The sequence below is a fragment of the Pseudomonas sp. GD03903 genome, from assembly GCF_029840045.1.
Lineage (GTDB): Bacteria > Pseudomonadota > Gammaproteobacteria > Pseudomonadales > Pseudomonadaceae > Pseudomonas > Pseudomonas pseudonitroreducens.
The window spans coordinates 291,083-312,730 of record NZ_JAOCBT010000008.1 but is presented as its reverse complement, the minus strand read 5'-3'; the positions used below and the strand labels follow the sequence as shown (position 1 = coordinate 312,730).

The 21,648-nt window shown below is 63.4% G+C and carries 21 protein-coding genes; 5 read left to right on the top strand and 16 right to left on the bottom strand.

Annotation, left to right across the window (positions count from 1 at the left end):
- Positions 1-126: 126 nt before the first annotated feature.
- From msrQ to N5C91_RS15745, 6 genes are all read right to left on the bottom strand, one after another.
- Positions 127-735, bottom strand: a complete 609-nt coding sequence (gene msrQ, locus N5C91_RS15770; RefSeq protein WP_279830375.1) for a protein-methionine-sulfoxide reductase heme-binding subunit MsrQ — start codon at positions 733-735, stop codon at positions 127-129.
- The gene (gene msrP, locus N5C91_RS15765; RefSeq protein WP_279830373.1) at positions 735-1,745 is read right to left on the bottom strand and encodes a protein-methionine-sulfoxide reductase catalytic subunit MsrP; all 1,011 of its coding nucleotides are present in this window, start codon (positions 1,743-1,745) and stop codon (positions 735-737) included. Before msrP ends, msrQ begins: the two co-directional genes overlap by 1 nt.
- Positions 1,746-1,802: 57 nt before the next feature.
- Positions 1,803-2,627: a CDP-diacylglycerol--serine O-phosphatidyltransferase gene (gene pssA / locus N5C91_RS15760; protein WP_017516328.1), complete on the bottom strand. Its 825-nt coding sequence runs from the start codon at positions 2,625-2,627 to the stop codon at positions 1,803-1,805.
- A 149-nt stretch (positions 2,628-2,776) separates the two neighbouring features.
- Positions 2,777-3,793, bottom strand: a complete 1,017-nt coding sequence (gene ilvC / locus N5C91_RS15755) for a ketol-acid reductoisomerase (protein WP_017516327.1) — start codon at positions 3,791-3,793, stop codon at positions 2,777-2,779.
- A 44-nt stretch (positions 3,794-3,837) separates the two neighbouring features.
- A complete protein-coding gene (gene ilvN / locus N5C91_RS15750) occupies positions 3,838-4,329 on the bottom strand; it encodes an acetolactate synthase small subunit (RefSeq protein ID WP_017516326.1) in 492 nt (163 codons plus the stop codon).
- Between the two features lie 2 nt (positions 4,330-4,331).
- Entirely contained in the window at positions 4,332-6,062 is a 1,731-nt protein-coding gene (locus tag N5C91_RS15745) for an acetolactate synthase 3 large subunit (protein ID WP_236198875.1), read from the bottom strand.
- Positions 6,063-6,465: 403 nt separating this feature from the next.
- On the opposite strand from N5C91_RS15745, the gene N5C91_RS15740 reads away from it, so the two are divergent.
- Entirely contained in the window at positions 6,466-6,918 is a 453-nt protein-coding gene (locus tag N5C91_RS15740) for a DUF4124 domain-containing protein (protein WP_279830370.1), read from the top strand.
- 8 nt (positions 6,919-6,926) lie between these two features.
- Here the strand turns inward: N5C91_RS15740 and N5C91_RS15735 are convergent, their stop codons facing one another.
- From N5C91_RS15735 to mrcB, 3 genes are read right to left on the bottom strand one after another with little or no spacing between them, the layout of a single operon-like run.
- The gene (locus N5C91_RS15735) at positions 6,927-7,256 is read right to left on the bottom strand and encodes a YqcC family protein (RefSeq protein WP_279830369.1); all 330 of its coding nucleotides are present in this window, start codon (positions 7,254-7,256) and stop codon (positions 6,927-6,929) included.
- Positions 7,256-8,083, bottom strand: a complete 828-nt coding sequence (locus N5C91_RS15730) for a tetratricopeptide repeat protein (protein WP_236175849.1) — start codon at positions 8,081-8,083, stop codon at positions 7,256-7,258. Before N5C91_RS15730 ends, N5C91_RS15735 begins: the two co-directional genes overlap by 1 nt.
- A gap of 16 nt (positions 8,084-8,099) precedes the next feature.
- Positions 8,100-10,424, bottom strand: a complete 2,325-nt coding sequence (gene mrcB / locus N5C91_RS15725) for a penicillin-binding protein 1B (RefSeq protein WP_279830368.1) — start codon at positions 10,422-10,424, stop codon at positions 8,100-8,102.
- 217 nt (positions 10,425-10,641) lie between these two features.
- Here mrcB and N5C91_RS15720 point away from each other — a divergent pair, with 217 nt between their 5' ends.
- The 3 genes from N5C91_RS15720 to N5C91_RS15710 all read left to right on the top strand — a co-directional run bounded on the left by N5C91_RS15720 (position 10,642) and on the right by N5C91_RS15710 (position 13,614).
- Positions 10,642-12,204, top strand: coding sequence for a bifunctional aminoglycoside phosphotransferase/ATP-binding protein (locus N5C91_RS15720; RefSeq protein WP_279830367.1), 1,563 nt, complete (start codon positions 10,642-10,644; stop codon positions 12,202-12,204).
- Between the two features lie 231 nt (positions 12,205-12,435).
- Complete coding sequence (locus N5C91_RS15715) at positions 12,436-12,708, top strand: TfoX/Sxy family protein (protein ID WP_024767178.1); 273 nt, start codon at positions 12,436-12,438, stop codon at positions 12,706-12,708.
- 105 nt (positions 12,709-12,813) lie between these two features.
- On the top strand, positions 12,814-13,614 hold the full coding sequence (locus tag N5C91_RS15710; protein ID WP_236175852.1) for a cyclic nucleotide-binding domain-containing protein: 801 nt from the start codon (positions 12,814-12,816) through the stop codon (positions 13,612-13,614).
- Between the two features lie 532 nt (positions 13,615-14,146).
- Here the strand turns inward: N5C91_RS15710 and N5C91_RS15705 are convergent.
- The 5 genes from N5C91_RS15705 to N5C91_RS15685 are packed head-to-tail and all read right to left on the bottom strand — an operon-like array spanning position 14,147 to position 18,825.
- On the bottom strand, positions 14,147-15,043 hold the full coding sequence (locus N5C91_RS15705; RefSeq protein ID WP_279830366.1) for a ChaN family lipoprotein: 897 nt from the start codon (positions 15,041-15,043) through the stop codon (positions 14,147-14,149).
- A gap of 12 nt (positions 15,044-15,055) precedes the next feature.
- Entirely contained in the window at positions 15,056-15,823 is a 768-nt protein-coding gene (locus N5C91_RS15700; protein WP_236175854.1) for a heme ABC transporter ATP-binding protein, read from the bottom strand.
- Entirely contained in the window at positions 15,823-16,806 is a 984-nt protein-coding gene (locus tag N5C91_RS15695) for an iron ABC transporter permease (RefSeq protein ID WP_236199274.1), read from the bottom strand. The genes N5C91_RS15700 and N5C91_RS15695 overlap by 1 nt, the downstream gene beginning before the upstream one ends.
- A 50-nt stretch (positions 16,807-16,856) precedes the next feature.
- On the bottom strand, positions 16,857-17,750 hold the full coding sequence (locus N5C91_RS15690) for a helical backbone metal receptor (protein WP_279830364.1): 894 nt from the start codon (positions 17,748-17,750) through the stop codon (positions 16,857-16,859).
- Between the two features lie 10 nt (positions 17,751-17,760).
- Complete coding sequence (locus tag N5C91_RS15685) at positions 17,761-18,825, bottom strand: ChuX/HutX family heme-like substrate-binding protein (RefSeq protein WP_279830386.1); 1,065 nt, start codon at positions 18,823-18,825, stop codon at positions 17,761-17,763.
- A gap of 233 nt (positions 18,826-19,058) precedes the next feature.
- On the opposite strand from N5C91_RS15685, the gene N5C91_RS15680 reads away from it, so the two are divergent.
- Complete coding sequence (locus tag N5C91_RS15680) at positions 19,059-19,397, top strand: Rieske 2Fe-2S domain-containing protein (RefSeq protein ID WP_279830363.1); 339 nt, start codon at positions 19,059-19,061, stop codon at positions 19,395-19,397.
- A gap of 167 nt (positions 19,398-19,564) precedes the next feature.
- Here N5C91_RS15680 and sfsA read toward each other — a convergent pair whose 3' ends face one another.
- Positions 19,565-20,272 (bottom strand): DNA/RNA nuclease SfsA, encoded by a 708-nt coding sequence (gene sfsA / locus N5C91_RS15675; RefSeq protein ID WP_279830362.1) that lies wholly within the window; start codon positions 20,270-20,272, stop codon positions 19,565-19,567.
- Complete coding sequence (locus tag N5C91_RS15670; RefSeq protein WP_236198884.1) at positions 20,272-21,444, bottom strand: pyridoxal phosphate-dependent aminotransferase; 1,173 nt, start codon at positions 21,442-21,444, stop codon at positions 20,272-20,274. Before N5C91_RS15670 ends, sfsA begins: the two co-directional genes overlap by 1 nt.
- Between the last annotated feature and the right edge of the window lie 204 nt (positions 21,445-21,648).

Genomic DNA, 21,648 nt, shown 5'->3' with positions numbered 1-21,648 from the left:
TCACCACTCTCACCTTCGAACCTCTGTAAGTACTTGATTTTCAAGTTCTTTCAGCGCTTCGTCGCTGGGAGTGGTGCGCATTATAGGGACTTAAAAATGACCGTCAACACATTTCTGAAAGATTCTTCAGCTAGCGGCCAGACGGCTCCGCAGCGACGTCAGACGACGCGCCACGGGAGGCACCCGCAACAGAATCAGGACCAGGCCTATGGCGGCGTAGATCGCCCAGCGCTCCAGATCGGACCGCACGACCCACAGCATATGCAGCAATCCCAGACCGAGGATGACATATATCAGGCGATGCAGTTTCTTCCAGCCCGAGCCCAGCCTGCGCATGCTGTAACGGTTGGAGGTGATCGCCAGCGAGAACAGGCCAAGAAAGGCAACGAACCCGACGATGATATAGGGACGCTTGCGCAGTTCGACGCCCAACTGCGCCCAATCCAACCCCAGGATGAAGACGGCATAGGCACTCAGGTGCAGCCCTATATAGGTGAAGCACCACAGACCCAGCTGCCGGCGGACCTGTACCCAGCCTCCCCAGCGGGTGATCTTCTGCAGAGGAGTCATGGCCAGGGTTATGAGCAGCAGGATCAGACCGCCCTGCCCAAGCCGGTCGACCAAAGCCTTGCCCGGGTCGGGTCCGAGATCGAAGAACCACGCCTGGTACAACCAATAGAGCGGCAACACCAAAGCAGCCAGAAACACCCCGGCTCGCCAGAATGGATAGCGCATCAGTAATCCTTCCTCAGGTCCATACCTGCATACAGCGAAGCGACTTCATCGGCATAACCGTTGAACATGAGGGTGGGACGAACATTGGGACTGAATAGTCCACTAGGCAAGCGGCGCTCGCGCGCCTGACTCCAGCGAGGATGGTCCACGGTGGGATTGACGTTGGCATAGAAGCCGTACTCGTCCGCTGCCAGGCTCTGCCAGGTAGTCTTTGGCTGTTCCTCGACAAAGCTGATCCGCACAATGGACTTCGCCCCCTTGAAGCCATACTTCCACGGCACCACCAGCCGCAGGGGTGCACCATTCTGGTTGGCCAGCACACGGCCATACATCCCCACGGCAAGAATGGCCAGGGGATGCATGGCTTCATCCATGCGCAATCCCTCTACATAGGGCCAGTCGATCAGGGCAAAATTCGACTGCACACCGGGCATGTCCTTGCGATCCACCAGCGTCTCGAAGCGTACGTACTTCGCCTTGCTGGTCGGTTCCACCCGCTTGATCAGTTCGGAAATCGGAAAGCCGATCCACGGAATCACCATCGACCAGGCCTCGACACAGCGCAATCGGTAGATGCGCTCCTCCAACTGGTAAGGCTTGATGAAATCCTCGAGCGCGTACTTGCCGGGCTTGCCCACCTCCCCATCGATCACTACAGACCAGGGCTCAGTCTTCAGGGAACCGGAATTGGCGGCGGGATCCCCCTTGTCCGGGCCGAACTCGTAGAAGTTGTTGTAGGTGGTCGCATCCTTGAACGGGGTGATGGCCTCATCTTTCACCATCACCGCATCCCAGCGGGTAGCGGTGAGTTTTTCCGCCAGCCAGGAAGGAGCCGCAGCTTCGGCCACATCGGCATAGCGACCACCTTCGGCAAAACTCAGACGCGGCAATCCGGACAAAGCGGCAGCCGCCATCGCACCACCGAGAAAGTGACGACGGGAGAGATAGAGGGATTCGGGCGTGACTTCCGATTCGTGGCAATCGGAAAGGCGGGACGACTTGATCAGCATGACGGGCTCCGCAACGACTGGCTGTATGCGCCAGTAGACTGCGGAGCCCGCTGGAAATTACACGGCAGGCGGCTGCTTGCGACGGCGCAATTGCAACAAGTATTGCACCGGGCCGGAGGTGGCGTAAGCAAGGAACAGCAGGAGCAGGATGCGCGGCGGGTCGGTGAAGACCACGGCGAATGCCAGCACCACTACCAGGATCGCCATGAACGGCACGCGGCCGCGCAGGTCGAGATCCTTGAAGCTGTAGTACTTGATGTTACTGACCATCAACATGCCTGCGGCTGCAACCATCAGGGCCACCAGCAGGGAAACCTTGGCTCCCTGCACATCGAAGTCGGCAAATGCCCACACCGTACCGGCAACCAGCGCCGCGGCAGCCGGGCTGGCCAGACCGATGAAGTAGCGCTTGTCAGCCTTGCCCACCTGGGTATTGAAGCGCGCCAGACGCAGAGCGGCGCCTGCCACATAGATGAAGGCGACCATCCAGCCGACCTTGCCCAGGCTGCTCAGCGCCCACTCGAAGGCAACCAGCGCCGGAGCGACACCGAAGGCGACCATGTCGGACAGCGAGTCATACTCGGCGCCGAAGGCACTCTGGGTATTGGTCAGACGGGCCACACGACCGTCGAGACCGTCGAGGACCATGGCAACGAAGATGGCGATGGCGGCGTTGGAGAAATCGCCGTTCATGGCATTGATGATGGCGTACAGGCCGGTGAACAGTGCCGCGGTGGTGAACAGGTTGGGCAGCAGGTAGATGCCGCGATGACGAACCTTGCGACCTTCGGCGTCGTGGCCCTCTTCGATGTGCTCATCGATGGGCAGCAGACTTTCTTCGGTGTCGGAAGCCTTGTTGGGCTCCTCGTGACCTTCACTCATGGACGATTCCTTGAGAACTCGTTGAGGCTGAGATTCGCCGGGGTACGCTACTGCGCAGACTCACCCGGCGCCCCCGCTTTATACCAGATCACCGCCCCTAAACGAAAAAACGCGGCAAGCGCCGCGTTTCCTCGTTTGTCGAAAGGACCTTAGTTCTTGGTCTTGTCGACAATCTTGTTGGCAGCGATCCACGGCATCATGGCGCGCAGTTGCTCGCCGATGACTTCGATGCCGTGAGCGGCGTTGTTGCGGCGCTTGGCGGTCATCGACGGGTAGTTGGTGGCGCCTTCGGAGATGAACATCTTGGCGTACTCGCCGTCCTGGATGCGCTTCAGAGCGTTGCGCATGGCCTGACGGGATTCGGCGTTGATGACTTCCGGGCCGGTCACGTACTCGCCGTATTCGGCGTTGTTCGAGATCGAGTAGTTCATGTTGGCGATGCCGCCTTCGTACATGAGGTCAACGATCAGCTTCAGTTCGTGCAGGCACTCGAAGTAGGCCATTTCCGGCGCGTAACCGGCTTCGACCAGGGTTTCGAAACCGGCTTTCACCAGCTCGACGCAACCGCCGCAGAGAACGGCCTGCTCGCCGAACAGGTCGGTTTCGGTTTCGTCCTTGAAGGTGGTTTCGATGATGCCGGTACGGCCGCCGCCAACGCCGCAGGCGTAGGACAGGGCGACGTTCTTGGCATTGCCCGAAGCGTCCTGGTAGATCGCGATCAGGTCAGGGATGCCGCCGCCTTTCACGAACTCGGAGCGTACGGTGTGGCCCGGGGCCTTCGGCGCGATCATGATCACGTCGAGGTCAGCACGCGGTACGACCTGGTTGTAATGGATGGAGAAGCCGTGAGCGAAGGCCAGGGTGGCGCCTTTTTTCAGGTTCGGCTCGATCTCGTCCTTGTACAGGCGGCCCTGGAACTCGTCCGGGGTCAGGATCATGACCAGGTCGGCGGCAGCAACGGCTTCGGCTACTTCGGCGACTTTCAGGCCGTGGTTCTGAGCCTTGGCAACGGAGGAAGAACCCGCACGCAGGCCGACGGTGACGTCGACGCCGGAGTCTTTCAGGTTGCAGGCGTGGGCATGGCCCTGGGAGCCGTAACCGATGATGGCAACTTTCTTGCCCTGAACGATGGAGAGGTCACAGTCTTTATCGTAGAAAACGCGCATTTGGGTAATCCCCTGTCAGTTGGCCTCGTGGGCCGTATTTCAAATCAGATGCTGAGAGTCTTGTCGCCACGGGCAATGCCGGTGACGCCGCTGCGGACAACTTCGAGGATCGACGCGGTGCCGATGGCCTGGATGAAGCTGTCCAGCTTGTCGCTGGTACCGGCCAGTTGCACGGTATAGACGCTGCTGGTCACGTCGACGATCTGTCCGCGGAAGATGTCGGTGGTGCGCTTGACCTCGGCGCGCTGGGCGCCGGTGGCCTTCACTTTCACCAGCATCAGCTCGCGCTCGATGTGCGCGCTCTCCGAGAGGTTCACCAGTTTTACTACCTCGATGAGCTTGTTGAGGTTCTTGGTGATCTGCTCGATGACCTCATCCTGACCGGCGGTGGTCAGGGTCAGGCGCGACAGCGTCGGGTCCTCGGTCGGGGCGACGGTCAGGCTTTCGATGTTGTAGTTGCGCTGGGAGAACAGGCCGACAACGCGGGAGAGCGCGCCGGGTTCGTTTTCCAGCAGCAGGGAAATGATGTGTCGCATGATCAGGTACGCTCCGTCTTGCTCAGCCACATGTCGCGCATCGCACCACCACGGATCTGCATCGGGTAGACGTGCTCGCTGGTATCGACCTGGATGTCGAGGAAGACCAGGCGATTCTTCATCGCGAAGGCTTCTTCCATCATCGGCTTCAGGTCCTTCAGGTCGGTGATGCGCATGCCGACGTGGCCATACGCTTCAGCCAGCTTGACGAAGTCCGGCAGCGATTCCATGTAGGAGTGCGAGTAGCGGCTGTTGTACTGCATGTCCTGCCATTGACGGACCATGCCCAGCGCACCGTTGTTCAGGTTGACGATCTTCACCGGCAGGTCGTACTGCAGGCAGGTGGACAGCTCCTGAATGTTCATCTGGATGCTGCCTTCACCGGTCACACAGGCGACGTCGGCGTCGGGGAAGTTCAGCTTCACACCCATGGCGGCCGGGAAGCCGAAGCCCATGGTGCCGAGGCCACCGGAGTTGATCCAGCGATTGGGCTTGTTGAAGCGGTAGTACTGCGCCGCGAACATCTGGTGCTGGCCTACGTCGGAAGCGACGAAGGCATCACCGTTGGTGACTTCGCAGAGGGTCTCGATCACGGTCTGCGGCTTGATGATGCTGCCGTCGCCCATGTTGTACGGGAACAGGCCGCGGTTGCCGCGCCACTCTTCGATCTGCTTCCACCAGGCAGCCTGGGCTTCCTTGTTCGGGGTCTCGCCGATTTCCTTGAGGATCGCGACCATTTCAGTCAGGACGCTATCCACCGGGCCAACGATCGGGATGTCGGCTTTAACGGTCTTGGAGATCGAGGCCGGGTCGATGTCGACGTGGATGATCTTGGCGTTCGGGCAGAACTTGGCTGCGGTCTCGCCGTTGATCACGCGGTCGTCGAAGCGCGCGCCGACGGCAAAGATCACGTCAGCGTGGTGCATCGCGAGGTTCGCGGTGTAGCTGCCGTGCATACCGAGCATGCCGACGAACTGGCGATCGGTACCCGGATAGCCACCCAGCCCCATCAGCGTGTTGGTGACCGGCACGTTGAGCATGCGCGCGACTTCAGTCAGCGGCTCGGCGGCATTGCCCATGATCACGCCACCACCGGCGTAGATGATCGGCCGCTTGGCGGCCAGCATCATCTCGGCGGCCTTGCGGATCTGGCCGGAGTGGCCACGGACCGCCGGGCTGTAGGAGCGCAGCTTGACCTTCTTCGGGTAGTTGTATTCGAACTTCTGGGTCGGATCGCCCATGTCCTTCGGAATATCGATCACCACCGGACCGGGACGGCCGGACTGGGCGATATAGAAGGCCTTCTTGATGACCTCCGGAATTTCCGACGGGTGCTTGATGATGAAGCTGTGCTTCACGATCGGGCGGGAGATACCGACCATGTCGGTTTCCTGGAACGCGTCGGTACCGACCATGTTGCTCGCTACCTGGCCGGAGATCACCACCATCGGGATGGAGTCCATGTAGGCAGTGGCGATGCCGGTGATGGCATTGGTCGCACCGGGACCGGAGGTCACCAGCACCACGCCGGGCTTACCGGTGGCGCGCGCATAGCCATCGGCCATGTGAGTGGCGGCCTGCTCGTGGCGAACCAGGATATGGGTTACTTCGTTCTCTTTGAAGAGAGCGTCGTAGATATGCAGGAGGGCACCGCCCGGGTACCCGTAGATGTACTTAACGCCTTCGTCACGCAGGGAGCGGACGACCATTTCAGCGCCGGATAAAAGTTCCACGTTGTCACCTCTAGAACGCTATATACGGAAACCCCCAACGTGGGGGACCGACTTGGATGGCTGCCCGGCAGACATGGGCGAATGTAATCGCCGGCTACGTCGACTGCCGATTGAGCAGAACCTGGAGACGCTCCTGTTTGTGTTACGGAGAGCCTCCACCCAGCGCGAGGTAACGCGAAACAGGGTGAAACTTTGCGGCGCGGGTAGCACCTCTTGTCTGCCGAGTAAAACCAGCTTGCGGCCGGCCCACTGCAGCGAACCTTGGATTCTTCTGAAACGAAGCGGTCAAGTCAAGCCATATATGGCTTTGAATGAAGCGGGGATGTGAACTTTCTCAGAGTGAATAAGCGCACGATTTGGTTATAGTTACCGACAGACTCCGTATCCCAAGGATCGACAAAGCATGCGACGGACGATTTTCATGGGCAGCCTGCTGCTCGCACTGGCCCCGACCGTGATGGCCGCGCAGGTCTACAAATGGGTCGACGCCCAGGGCACCACCCACTTCGGCGCGCAACCGCCGGAAGGCACCAATGCCGCCACCGTGAATACCAACACCGCGCCTCCCAAGGCCAGCAGCAACTTCCCGCCGCCGGCCGCGGCCAAGCCGACGCTGCCGCCCAGCGAGGATGAGAAGCAGAAGGCCGTTGACGACAAGGTCAAGCAGGAAGTGGCGCAGCAGGAAGCTCAGCGCGTGAAGCAGTGCGAGCAACTGCGCGTCGATCTGGCGCAGATGAAGAACAACCCGCGCATCCGCGTTGACGATGGCAGCGGCGAACTGCGTCGTCTCACTGAAGAAGAGCGCCAGGCGCGGATCGCCAAGAGCGAGAAGGATATCCGCGAGAACTGCAACTGACGCCCGGCTCAGGGCGTCGGGCTGATCAACTGATCGAAGGCGCCAAGCGCATCCAGCAGCGCCGCAACGCGCGCCCCCTCGTTGGCGTAGGCCATTTCCGCGATGGCGCGGATGCCCGAAGCATTGGGCAGTTCCGCGCCGCTCTCGATGATCAGTTTCATCCGCGGCAGGAATATCCACTGCAGCCACTCCTCCAGCGCCAACGTATCGACGCAGAAGGGCTCGATGCTGGAAAGCCTGTCCGTCGACGGGCTTTCGCTTCCCCACAATCCGATCGTACGCAGCTCCCGCTCGATCAGTAGCAACTGATCCGCGACCGCCAGCACGCGCGCGTCCATTACAGGGTCACCTTGGCTTTCTGACGCGCCTCGGCTGCCCCGGCAGCATTGCCCTGCTGGTCACGGCACTTGGCGATCAGATCCCACAGACTGGCCTGCATGGTCGGCCGACCGTTGGCCAGCGACAGGCCACGCAACGCCACCTGCTCGGCTTGCGCGGCATCCCCCTGAGCCAGACGAACCTGCGCCAGCTTGTAGAGCACTTGCGGTTCGCGCGGAGCGATACGCTGGGCACGCTCCAGGCTGGCAGCGGCACCGTTCAGGTCACCACCGCCCTGCTGCTGCGAGGCGGAGGTCAGCAGCGCCAGCACCGGGCCATCCAGCTGTTCGTCTGCCGAAAGGCCGGAGTTGCTCGACGGAATCCCGGACGGCCCCTGGTAGGCATTGCCCTGGCTCGCCGGTGCGGCCGGCTGGTTCTGGTACACCGGCTGCTGGTAGGTCTGCGACTGGAAACCACCGTTGGAATTGATGCCACCACTGGTGGAAATCGGTTGCTGCGAAGAATAGGGAGCGCCAGCGGCACCCGGGGCCGTGGTCATCGGCGAGGTGCTGATCGGCGCGGCGCCAGTCTGCGCCGGGAAGGTCTGGATCGGTGCCATACCCGCATCCTGCGGGACCATCACGGTAACGCCGGAGTCACCCTGCGGGATGCTCTGGCCCGCGCCGGCACGAACCGGCGCCTGGGTGTTGCCACCACTACGGCCGACACGCTCCGAGTTGGAGACGGAGGTACCGGAGTCCTGCACGGGAATCGCGCCATGCTGCGGGGACGCACAACCGGACAGAAGCGCCAGAGTCGCCGACGCTGCAAACCAAGCTTTTCTCACTTCCAATCCTCTTGCATCAGTTCAACCAGCCACGCACCCAGTCCATGACTTCGCCGGCCGGGGCCTGGTTTCCGCAACCCGCGCCCGGCGCAGGTTCGCTTCCGCGAATATAAGGCATCTGCACTGCACCGGGGCAGTTGGCATCAGTGCCCTGCCCGGTATGCGGGTCGACCCAGGCCTGCACGACATTATCCGGCATCGGCATGTCCAGTGGCAGCGGGTCGGCCTTGCGCATGAAACTGGTCCAGATCTGCAGTGCGCCGGTCGCGCCGGTCAGCGGCGTCTTGCCGTTGTCGTCACGACCGATCCATACCACTGCCAGCAGGTCCTGGCCGAAACCGGAGAACCAGCTGTCGCGCGAATCGTTGGTGGTGCCAGTCTTGCCCGCCAGGGTCAGGGACGCCGGCAACTGGTTGTAGACCGAGCGCCCGGTACCCTCGCGCATCACGCGCTGCATGGCGCTCTGCAGCAGGTAGATGGCGCCCGGATCGAAACGCTGCTCGACCTGGAACGGATAGCGCTTGAGCGGCTGACCATCTGCCGCCAGCACACTGCGGATGCTCCGCAGCGGGGTGTTGAAGCCACCACTGGCGATGGTCTGGTACATGGTTGCCACTTGCATCGGGCTCAGCGCGCCAGCGCCCAGCAACATGGACGGATAGGCCGGCCAGTTTGGCGACACGCCCAGGCGCTCCAGCGTCTTCAGAACATTCGGCACACCCAGGTCAAGGCCCAGCCTGGCGGTGGAAAGGTTCAGCGATCGGGCCAGCCCCTGATAAAGGAAGATGGTGCCGTTGGCGGTGCCTTCGTAGTTCTTCGGCGTCCACACCTGGCCATCCTTGCCCTTCACCTGGAACGGCTGGTCCTGGATGTAACTGGTCAGCGTGTACTGGCTCGGACGCTCCAGTGCGGTCAGATAGACCGCCGGCTTGACCAGCGAACCGATCGGCCGCACCGCATCGACTGCACGGTTGAAGCCGGCAAAGCGCGGATCGCGACTGCCCAGCAGGGCCTGAATCTCCCCGGTTTCCGGGTTCGTCACGACCATGGCGGTCTCGGTCTCGGCAACGCCCTTGCGGCCTTCGAGACGCTTGAAGGTTTCGCTGACAGCGGACTCGGCCTTCATCTGCAGGATGGGGTCGAAGCTGGTGAAGATGCGCAGGCCTTCTTCGGTCAGGTCCTCGTCGCGGTAGTCCTCGCGGAGCTGGCGTTTCACCAGGTCGAGGAAGGCCGGATAGGAGCTGTTGGCCATACTGCCCTGACGGGTCACACCCAACGGTGCCTGCTTGGCGGCGGCAGCCTCTTCGGGGGTAATCACGCCCTGCTCGGCGAGTACATCGAGCACCACGTTGCGACGCTCGAGAGCACGCTCCGGATTGCGCCGCGGGTTGTAATAGGAAGGCCCTTTCACCATGCCGACCAGCAGAGCCACCTGCGGCAACTTGAGCTCCGACAGCGGCTGGCTGAAGAAGTACTGGCTGGCGAGACCGAAGCCATTCACCGAGCGCTGTCCATCCTGGCCGAGGAACACCTCGTTGAGATAGCCCTCGAGGATTTCGCGCTTGTCGTAATGCAGTTCCAGCAGCACCGCCATCATGGCTTCGGTAAGTTTGCGCGACAGGCTGCGCTCGTTGGTCAGGAAGAAGTTCTTCACCAACTGCTGGGTCAGCGTACTGCCGCCCTGACGCAACTGGCCTGCGCTGGCGTTGACCCACACGGCACGGGCGATGGACTTGATCGAAACCCCGTGGTGACTCCAGAAATCACGGTCTTCCACGGCGACCAGGGTATCGATCAGGTACGGCGGCACCTGGTCGAGCTTGATCAGGATGCGGTCTTCGTTATGCGCCGGGTACAGGCCGCCAATCAGCAGCGGCTCCATGCGCGCGACAGCAAGATCCCCGCCGTTGGTGCGGCTCAGGCCCGCCACATAGTTGCCGGAAAAGCGCACACGAATGCGCTGCGCCGGCTCGGCACCTTCATAGAACTGGAAGCCACGGGTATTGAGGTCGACGGCGTTGCCGGCCACCGACACGGCGCCAGGCCCCGCGACCGAGGTCTCACGGCGATAGCCCAGGGCATCCAGCTCGCGCAGGAAGTCGTCCTTGCCCAGTTTCAGGCCGACGAAGAGTTCCAGTGGCCGGGCATAAACCTTGGCGGGAATGGTCCAGCGCTTGCCGGAGAATTTCTCCTGGACAACCGCATCGAGGTACACGGCAAAACCGGCCAGCACCACGACACCGACCAGACCAAGCTTGAGAGCCCAGCCCAGCCATTTGCGCATGGCAGGCGACGATTTGCCGCTTTTTTTACGAGGTTTGGAAGATCGGGGACGCGTCATGGCGGCGCATTATACGTACTTTGTCCACAGGAGACAGACGCCGCTCCAGCGGGCGTCCGGGCTTGATGCGAACTGCCGCGCATCTCGCGAAGTCGGCAGTAGCGGAGCTATGACCCCGCGATGGCCATTTGGTTGCCGGCCAGCCGCAGAGTTTGCACCTGCCGACCCAGTCGCCATAATGCCAGCCTTTAGAAAATTCGATCGGAAAGGACATTACGTGAGCCAGACCTTACTCGCAGCCCTGCAGAACCCCGCCCTGTTCCCTCATCCGGTCGACGGCTTCCGGGTCATCGAAACCCATATTTCCTGGGTGCTGCTCACTGGCTCCTATGTCTACAAGATCAAGAAGCCGGTGAACTTCGGTTTCCTCGACTTCACCGACCTGGCCAAGCGCAAGCACTTCTGTGAAGAGGAGCTGCGCCTGAACCAGCGCCTGACCGAAGGCCTGTACCTTGACGTGATCGCCATCACCGGCAGTGAAGCCGCTCCACAGCTTGACGGCGAAGGCCCGGCCATCGAGTACATGATCCAGTGCCGCGAGTTCCCGCAGCACCAACTGCTCAGCGAAGTGCAGGCCCGCGGGGAGCTTGGTGCAGATCACGTGGACGGCCTGGCCGGACAGATCGCCGACTTCCACCTGCGCACCCCGGTCGTCCCCACCGAACACCCGCTGGGCACCCCGGACGCCTGCATGGCGCCTGTGCGGCAGAACTTCGAGCAGATCCGCCCGATGCTGTCCGACAAGGCCGACCTGCTCCAGCTCGATGCCCTGGAAGCCTGGGCTGAGTCGAGTTTCGAACGCCTCCACGACGTGTTCGAACAGCGCAAGGCGAAGGGTTTCATCCGTGAATGCCATGGCGACATTCACCTGGGTAACGCTGCGATCATCGATGGCAAGGTCGTGCTCTTCGACTGCATCGAGTTCAACGAGCCGTTCCGCTTCACCGACGTCACCGCCGACTACGCCTTCCTCGCCATGGACCTGGAAGACCGCGGACTGAAGTGCCTGTCGCGACGTTTCGTCAGCCAGTACCTGGAATACACTGGCGACTACCAGTCCCTGGCCCTGCTGAACTTCTACAAGGCATACCGCGCCCTGGTTCGCGCCAAGATTGCGCTGTTCAGCCTGGCACACCAGACCGACGCCGTGCAGAAGGCCGCGACCCTGCGCCAATACCGCAACTACGCCAACCTGGCGGAAAGCTACAGTGCGATTCCGTCACGCTTCCTGGCGCTGACCGTCGGCGTTTCTGCCGTCGGCAAGAGCCAGGTTGCGCTGCGCCTGGTAGAAGCCCTGGGCGCCGTGCGCCTGCGCTCGGACGTAGAGCGCAAGCGCCTGTTCGGCGAGCAGCAGGCGGCGCAACAAGGCCAGCTCAAGGGCGGCATCTATGACACCGATGCTACCAGCGCCACTTACCAGCGCTTGAACGAACTGGCGGTGGACATCCTCCGCGCCGGCTATCCGGTGGTGCTCGATGCCACCTTCCTCAAGCGCGAGCAGCGCGCTGCCGCGTGGGAAATCGCCGAGGAAACCGGCGTACCCTTCCTGATCCTCGACTGCCACGCGCCCGAAGCGGTGATCGCCGGCTGGCTGGCCCAGCGCCAGAGCGAAGGCAACGACCCCTCCGACGCCACTCTGGAAGTCGTCCAGGCACAACTGGCCAATCGCGAAGAGCTCAACGCCGAAGAGCAGCAGCACAGCAAGCGCGTTGACACTCCGGACGCCGCCAGCCTCGACGCACTGGTCGCCAGCATCCGCCAGCGTCTGCCAGGCCTCTGATCCACCGTTTGTCGGGCGGAATCGCCGCCGCGCGGTGATTCCGGCGGGTGGGTAGCGCCACACGGCGCGCCCTGCCTGAGCCACATCGCCCTGCCCCGCTTTCAGGGCGATGTCACAACGCCACGCTTTTCTCATCCACCGCTACACTTTCCAGGGTGTGTCCGGCCGCTACGAGCAGTTCTCGGCCTTTTCAAGACCTGACACCCATCGTGCCCATCGCAAGGACAGACGATGAACGACGAACTGCTGCACCTGAAGAACCTCGGCAAGACCTCGGCCCAGTGGCTCCATGCCGTGGGCATCCACAACGCCGGCGACCTGCGCCGCCTGGGCGCGGTCGGCGCTTACCGGGCCGTGCGTGCCCGGGGCTTCCGCGCCTCCAAGGTGCTCCTTTACGCCATCGAGGGCGCCCTGCTGGATGTGCACTGGAACGACCTTCCACCTGCGCACAAGGCAGCCCTTCTCGGCGAGCTTGAGACATTTCCCGCACGTAACAAGAGCTAGCTCACAAGCTCTGTGGGAAAATGTTTACGCAAGGTGCCTGTCCGCTTATGGTTTCAGGGCCCTTCGTGCGCCCTCGACCGTCGCCATATCAAGGATATTACGGCCATGTACCTACTCGGTGAACAACCTGCCTACGCCGATCGACTGATCAATCGCCTGCAGGGCATTCCGGCGCAATTGCTCGCCGGCCTGGAACCCGCCGGCGAAGCCATCCGCCTGGAACGGTCCGACGACCTGGAAGGCGAGCTGCCCGGCAAGCATCTGTTCCTCATCGAGAACGGCCTGGTCCATGCGCTGGTGGATGAGCGTCCGCTGTTCTACCTGCAGGAAGGCGACCTGGTCGGCCTGCGCCAGGGTATCGAGCTGCCGCCCTGCCGCTACGTCAGCGAGGAGCCGCTGTGCCTGATCCCGTATTCGCGCAGCGAAGTGTTCCGCCACATCCACAGCAACGAGCAGCGCCAGGAGCAGTTCCTGCACTACCTGATCGGCCACACCGCGCTGCTGTCGGATGCCCTGGCACACCTCAAGCAGCCGGAGATTCGTCCAGCCACCGGCTTCCAGCACTTCGCCGCCGGCGCTCAACTGATCCAGCAGGGCGATGACGCCGAGCACGTGTTCATCATCATCGAGGGCCACGCCGAGGCCTTCGTCGACGGTCAGAAGGTCGGCGACGTGCAGAAGGATGAAATCTTCGGCGCCATGGCCGTGTTCACCCGCGAGAAGCGCAGCGCCTCGGTGATCGCCAGCGAGCCGTGCACCGTGATGGTGATTCCGAAGGACCAGTTCCTCAGCCTGATGCAGAGCAACCCGCGCATCGCCCACAGCCTGATCGAAGGCATGGCGCGGCGCATCGACCTGCTGAACAAGGAAGTCACCCAACTGCGCCTGCAACGCCAGGCCGAATAAGGCGCTCCATCCCCTGAAAAGCCCGGCCCGCGCCGGGCTTTTCATTTGCGCAGGATAAATATTGCGGACGAGGGAAAAATCTGCAGAAAAGAGGTTGACTCTCAAATGATAATGATTATTATTGAGTCATCTGGTCGCGAGGCCAGATCGATAACCTCAAGAGACCACGCAGTCGGACTCTTCAGATTATCTCCTCATCAGGCTAATCACGGTTTCGACCCGGCACTTTGCCGGGTCTTTTTTTTGCCTCGATTTTTTCTTCGCACAGTGCATTCACGCGGCCCAAGTTTTTTGGGTTCAGGCGAAGAAAAGGTGTTGACTCTCAAATGATAATGGTTATTATTACAACCACTGGCTGCGAGGCCAGTTGGATAAGCTCGAGAGACCACGCAGTCGGACTCTTCAGATTATCTCCTCATCAGGCTAATCACGGTTTTAGACCCGGCACTTTGCCGGGTCTTTTTTTGCCTGGGATTTCTGTTGCGGCTCGCAGCCTGGATGAAAAACGGGGCCTCATCGGCCCCGTCTGTACTTACATCTTCCCACGCATCTGTGCGCAGTAATCCGTCGGCGGCTGTGCAGGCGTGTACCAGGCGTAATCCGCCTGCTCCGGCGCTACACGCTTGCCCACCTCGGCCAGCATCACCACTTGCAACCCTTGCTCTGCGCTCAAATCCTGCAGGTGCAACGGAACGCCCAAATCACGTCGCGCGTGGAAGCCGCCAGCGATCATCACGGCTGGCTGCGCTGCCGCCTTGAAGCGCTCGGCCATGCGCCGGTCACGCTGCTGCTGCACCGCCAGCATTGCCGGTAGTTGGCTTTCCGGCAGCAGGCCGCAGTGGGATGCACGGATATCCTCCAGCAGGGCTTCGCGAACCGTCGATGCGGTGGAAGCCGCTCCCGGCAGCTCCGGCTTGTGCCGGTAGATATCCATGATCTCGCTGCGATCCAGGTTGGCCGCCAACAACGGCGCCGGTTGCTTGATCAGCCAGGTCAGCAGCGGGCCGTACTGCGACCAGCTCCAGCCGGGCTGCCACTGCAGCGCACTGATCAGGTCGGTGGGCATGCGTCCGTTACGTGCCGCAGCCTGAGCGGCGGCAACGGCTTCCTGCTGGTTCGGATTGATCATCTCCAACAGCACGCTGCCGCTCGCCCGGCGCTCGGCCAGGGCGCGCACCAGCCAGAGCTCCAGGGCGTGATGATCGGGATTGTCATGCTGCTCGCCCACCAGCACCCGCGGTGCGCTGGCAAGTCGATCGAGCAGTTGCGCCGGTGACAGCTGTTCGCCGCTGTGCAGGTCGCGAATCACGCCCAGTTCGGCGTTGTCGCGGCCCTCCGGGCTCTGCCAGGCCGGCAGTGGCGGCGTGGCCGGCTGGCTCTGGCAAGCCGCCACCAGCGCCAGCAGCGAAACGAGCAGAACCTTCTTCATGGCAACTCCTTGTCAGCGCGCGATGATCAACGGATGACCACGCTCCGGATGTTCCTGCACCAGCACATCAAGCCCGAATACCGTGCGCAGCGGCTCCGCCTGCAATACCTCATGGGGTGTACCGAGCAGGTGCGCGCGCGCCTCGTGCAGCAGCAACAGGCGATCACAGTATCGCGCCGCGAGATTCAAGTCGTGCAGGATCACCAGCACCGCCGCGCCACGCCCCGCGAACTCGCGCACGGCCTGCAGCGTGGTGTGCTGGTGCAGCGGGTCGAGCGCCGATGTCGGCTCGTCCAGCAGCAGCACCTGCTCCGTCCCGCCGGGCCAGAGCTGTGCCAGCACGCGGGCCAGATGCACCCGCTGACGTTCACCACCGGAGAGCGCTAGGTAACTGCGCCCGGCCAGGTGCGAGGCGTCGGCGGCGATCATCGCTTCGCGGATGATTTCCGCATCGCGCTGGCGGCCACTGTCGTGAGGTAAACGCCCGAACCCCACCACCGCCTCGACCGTAAATGCAAAGCTCAGCGAGGATGATTGCGCCAGCACAGCCAGTCGGCGCGCCCGCTCGGTGCCACGCCAGGCGTCCAGCGGGCGGCCGTCCAGGCTCACTGCACCGCCGGCCAGGGGCAATTCGCCGCTCATGGCACCGAGCAAGGTGCTCTTGCCCGCGCCGTTGGGCCCGAGCACCCCGAGCACTTCGCCCGGTTGCAGCGTCACGCTGACATCCTGCAGAACGGTCTGGGCGCCGCGCTTGACCAGCAACTTGTCTGCGCAAAGCATCAGGAGCGCCCCCGGATCAGCAGGTAGAGAAAGAACGGCGCACCGATCAGCGCGGTGACGATACCGATAGGCAGCTCCGCGGGCGCCAGGGCCAGGCGCGCGACCAGATCGGCGAGCAGCAGCAGGATTGCGCCGCCGAACATCGAGGCCGGCAGCAGCACGCGGTGATCCGGGCCGACAAGCAGACGCAGCAGATGCGGCACCACCAGACCGATGAAGCCGATCATCCCGGCCGCCGCCACCGCCGCACCGACGCCCAGCGCGGTGCAGAGGATCAATTCGATTTTCAAGCGCTCGACGTCAAAGCCCAGGTGGCGTGCTTCCGACTCGCCCAGCAGCAACGCATTCAATGCATTCACTCGACGCGGCAGCCAGCAGGCCACCAGCAGGCTGATCAGTAGCAGCGGCCAGAGTCGCGGGTAGCTCGCGCCATTCAGACTGCCGAGGTTCCAGAAGGTCAACGTGCGCAGCGTGGCGTCGTCGGCAAGGTAGGTGAACAGCCCGATCAGCGCGCCCGCCAACGCCGTCAGTGCAATGCCGGCGAGCAGCATGGTCGCCACGCTGGTCTGGCCATTGTGGCGACCCAGGCGGTAGACCAGCGCTGTCACCAGCAGGCCACCGGCAAACGCGCACGCCGACAGCAGATAAGGCGCGAAAGCCTCGGGCAAGCCACCAATGGATGCGCCGAAGACAATGGCGATGGCCGCCCCCAGCGCGGCTCCGCTGGAGACTCCGATCAGGCCGGGGTCGGCCAGCGGGTTGCGGAACAAACCCTGCATCGCTACCCCGGCCAGCGCCAGCACGCCGCCAGTGGCGATGCCCAGCAAGGTGCGTGGCAGGCGAATCTGCCCGACGATCAGTTCGGCCTGGCCGAGCCCATCAGCGGACACCGGCAGCCCAAGCATGTGCGCCAGTGCACGCAGGGTATCGCCCAGTGGCAGGCTCACCGGCCCGAGGGCCAGTGAGAGCCAGACGACCAGCAGCAGGAGGAAACCAAGGAGCAGGAACAGCGGTCGAGCGGTAACGATCCGGGTCAAGGACGACTTTCCGTGTTCAGGGCCTGCGCGGAAGGATAAAAGGCTCGAGAGAGGCTAGCCAGCCCATCCGGGATGCGCGGCCCCAGGCCACCGACCAGCAGGGTCGGATCGAGCACCAGTACACGGCCGTCACGCAGCGCGCTGGTCGCGGCAAGGCCGGGGTTCTGCTGGGTCAGTGCGGCGCGAGCCTGGTCACCCTCCAGGGCGCGGTCGCTGAGCACCACCACCTGCGGATTCAGCGCGGTAAGGGCTTCGGTCGACAGCGTTTTGTAACCCTTGTGGGTCGCCAGGTTGCGGCCACCGGCATGCTGGATCAGCCAGTCCCCGGAAGTACCCTGGCCGGCTACCAGCAGGTTGCCGCCGGCGTGCCCGACCAGCAGCACGACACCGGGCGCTGCCTGCGTGGACTGGGCTTTCTTCAACCACGCGTCCTGCGCGGCGAGGCGTGCATCGAAAGCCGCCGCGGCCTGTCTGGCCTTGTCTGGCGCACCGAGCAGCTCACCCAGACGCTGAATGGTCTCGTGCACAGCCTTCTCGTCGGCCGTGGCCGACAGCGCCTCGATCCGTACGCCGGCGGCGCGCAGTTGCTGCAGGACCGGCGGCGGGCCCATTTCCTCGCTGCCCAGCAGGATGTCCGGTTTCAGCGCGAGGATGCCTTCGGCGGCGAGCTGCCGCTGATAGCCGATCTTCGGCAGTGCCTGGAGCGAGGCCGGGTGCAGACTGGTGGTGTCGACGCCCACCAGCCTGGCTTCGCCGCCCAGCGCGACGACCCATTCGCTCAGCGAACCGCCGGCGCTCACCCAGCGCTGCGGCAACGCGTCGGCCAGCACGCTGGTGGCAGTCAGGCAGAGACCGGCGAACAGCGCCCGTGCAGTCATGGAAGTTTTCATGAGTTGCTCCTCAGCGTGCCGGGAAGGATTCGGCAAGTTCGCGCCAGCCCTGCAACTCCGGAACGCCTGGCTTGCGCGTGCCGAATAGCTGCAGCACCAGCTCGCCATTGGCGTCGAAGGCTTCCCAGCTGGTCACCACACCATCGCTGCTGGGCTTGCGCACGCGCCACAGCTCGACCACGCCCGGCGTCTTCAGGTGCAGGTTGAATTGCGCGTCGAGGACGTTGAACCAGTCGTCCATCCACTTGAGGTTTTCCACGGTGCCGGTGTGGATCTGGATGCAGTGGACATTGCCGACGAAGATCATGATCGGCAACTGCTGGGCCCCGGCCGCCTCCAGCAGGCGCGGCAATTCGGCGGTGGCCAGCGGTTCGGCCCACTCGCGGCCGGCCAGGCGCAGCGCCTGGGTACGCTGGACCTTGTGCCTCTTCAGCAAGGCAAAGAAATGGTGGGTGTCCTTCAGGGCCGCCCAGCCCTCACGCAAGGCTGCAACGTCGACGTCGCTGTCGGCCAGCGCAGCGGCCTTGGGCTCGAGCGCCACCAGCTGCAGATCGGCGCGCTGCTCGGCAGCAGTGAAGCTGTGCACCAGCGCTTCCCAGGCGGCGAGATCGCTATGCTCGGTAAGGAAGACCTTGTGCACGGCGGTGCCCTGGCGGTCGAACACCTGGATGCTGCGCTGGGTGCCGTGGGCTGTCTCCTCGCTGATGGCGAAGGCGCTGGCCCAGCCTCCAAGGAACAGCCGCAGGTCGATGTCCGGGGACACCACCAGGCCCATCTGGCCATTGGCGGATACGGTAACGTCGCGGTACGGCCCCTTGCGCTCGTGCACACAGTGCTCGTTGCGGGTCAGCGCCATGATCTGGCCCAGCGCTCCCAGCGCCGGCAGCAGCGCGGCCCAGTCGGTGCGCAGGCGCACCGCGTCCACCCCCAGGCGGCTGGCCGTCAGCTTGGCCTCGCTCACCTTCAGATGTTGCGCCGCATCACGGGCGCGCAGGCGCGGTTTCTCGGCGCGCAGGGCTTGCCAGGCGCGATACAGCTCGGAGGCCGGCGCAGTCAGGGTCGTCATTGCAGAAATCCTCATTCGTGGGGGCGCTTGCCACAAGTCAGGCAGCATGAACGAACCTTGCCACAGGAAATTTAGGAAATCTATTTGATAATTATTTGCATTAATGTACAGAGGCGCTTAAGGTCGGCGCCGATTTCGCCGGGGCACCCGGCGAGCACCGGCTTCAGCACACGGAAGTGCACCCTCTTCCGGTCCTGCCATCGACGCGCGGATAATGGCCGCCCTGATGGAGACCGTGTCGAATGATCCTGCTCTGCGCCCCGCATGACCTGGCCGAAGGCCAGAGCCGGGGCTTCAAGACCCAAGGCCTGAACCTCTTCGCCGTGCGCCGCGAAGGCCGCGTGTACGCCTACCGCAACCGCTGCCCACACCGGGAAATTCCCTTGGGCTACGACGCCGAGAATTTTCTCGATACCAGCGGCCGCCTGCTGCAATGCGGCCATCATGGCGCGCTGTTCCTGATCGAGACCGGCGAGTGCATCCAGGGTCCGTGCCTGGGCGATGTGCTGGAGGCGTTGCCATGCCATGAAGACGAGCGCGGCATCTGGCTGGAAGAGCAAGTCGACGAGGCTCAGGGGTAGAAGCGGTACTGCGCAGGTTCGCGAGCAAGCTCGCTCCTACAGGATCAAGAACACCTCACCCCGGCCCTCGCCCGCAAGCGATAGAGGGGACCGCCCTGCACCGTGCCGCTCCTTGTAGGAGCGAGCTTGCTCGCGAACAGCCCAACACCAGAGCAGCAGCCGAGCAACTAGAGCAACACCTGCAGCGGCCGGTCCAGAACAATCTCCCGGGTATCGATCCGCGCCCCATACGCCAGCACCTCCACTCCCGCATTGCGCGCTTCTACCAGCGCCGCCGCATAGGCCGGATCGATCTCCTTCGCCGGGCGCACCGCTTCGATCTCCGACAGGTTCACCGCATACAGCAACACCGCGCGCATCCCCTGGCGCGCCAGCGCCGCCAGCTCGCGCAGGTGCTTGGCGCCACGCAGGGTGACGGCATCGGGGAAGGCCGCGACCGGGGTGTCGGCGAAGCCCAGGGTCACGCTCTTCACCTCCACGAACACAGGTTTGCCGGCAACCATCAGGCGGAAGTCCGCGCGGCTGTTCTCCTGCCCGTAGGCAACCTCGCGGCGCAGTTCATCGAAGTCGGCCAACTCGGTCACCTTGCCGGTCAGCAAAGCCTCCTCCACCAGCCGGTTGGCCCGCCCGGTGTTCACGCAGGCCAGCCGGCCCTGCGGAGTCTCCACCAGCTCCCAGGTGCCCGGCAGCTTGCGCTTGGGGTCATCGGAGCGGCTGAACCAGACACGGCAGCCTTCGCTCATGCAGTTGAGCATCGACCCGGTGTTCGGGCAGTGGATGGTGAGCCGCTCGCCGCTGGCGGTCTCGATATCCGCCAGGAAGCGCTTGTAGCGTTTGATCAGGCGCGCCTCTTCCAGCGCTGGCTCGAAGCGCATCAGGGACGCCAGGTCTTCAGGCCGCGGGCAATACGCTCCACCGCCTGTTGCAGACGCTCGACACTCTGCGTGTAGGCGAAACGCACATGGTGCGACGCCTGGTATCGGCCGAAGTCGACGCCAGGGGTGAAGGCCACGTGTTCGGTCTCGATGAAGTGCTGGCAGAAGGCGAAGGCATCGCCACCGAAAGCGCTGATATCGGCATACAGATAGAAGGCGCCCTCCGGCTCCACGGCAATGCCGAAGCCCAGTTCGCGCAGGGCAGGCAGCAGGTAGTCGCGGCGCCGGCGGAACTCCTCGCGACGCTCCTCGAGGATCGCCAGGGTCGCCGGCTCGAAGCAGGCCAGCGCGGCATGCTGGGCCATGCTCGGCGCGCTGATGTAGAGGTTCTGCGCCAGTTTCTCCAACTCTCCCACCGCGTCTTGCGGCGCGACCAGCCAGCCGAGGCGCCAGCCGGTCATGCCGAAATATTTGGAGAAACTGTTGAGGACGAAGGCGTCGTCATCCACTTCCAGCACGCTGGACGCGTCGATGCCGTAGGTCAGGCCATGGTAGATCTCGTCCACCACCAGGTGGCCGCCACGCGCCTTGAGCGTGGAAGACAGCGCAGCGAGTTCATCCTTGTGCAACAGGGTGCCCGTAGGATTCGCCGGCGATGCGGCCAGAGCGCCTACACTGTCCTGATCCCAGTGCCGTTCGACGAGCTCCGGGGTCAGCTGATAGCGGCTCTCCGGTCCCACCGGCACCAGTTGTGCGGCGCCTTCCACCAGGCGCAGGAAGTGGCGATTGCACGGGTAACCCGGATCGGCCAGCAACCAGTGCTTGCCTGGATCCACCAGCAGGCTGCTGGCGAGCAACAAGGCGCCGGAGCCGCCGGGCGTGACGAGAATGCGCTGCGGGTCGATCGACAGGCCGTAGCGCTGGGCGTAGAAGCCGGCGATGGCTTCGCGCAGCGCCGGCAGGCCACGTGCGGCGGTATAGCGCGTGTGACCATTTGCCAGGGCCTTCTGCCCGGCCTCGACGATGGGCGCGGCGGTGGTGAAATCCGGCTCGCCGATCTCCAGGTGGATGACGTCGTGGCCCGCGGCCTGCAGCTCATTGGCCCGCGCCAGCAGCGCCATGACGTGGAAAGGTTCGATGGCGCGGCTGCGCGCACTGAAGGTGGTGGCCATGGAATATTCCGAACTTTGCGACAGAGCCGGGATTCTAACAGGCCACTGATGAATACTGGGGCAGCAGCGCTGCCAAAGCGCTGCCCCCGGAAAATGCAGGCTTCGTCTGGAAATTACCTGCGATCCTGCCCAGGTTTGCAGAAAAGCCCGCTTGACGTGACCAGCGGGTCGGCAACCTGGCGATCAGACCATGTGCGGGCACTG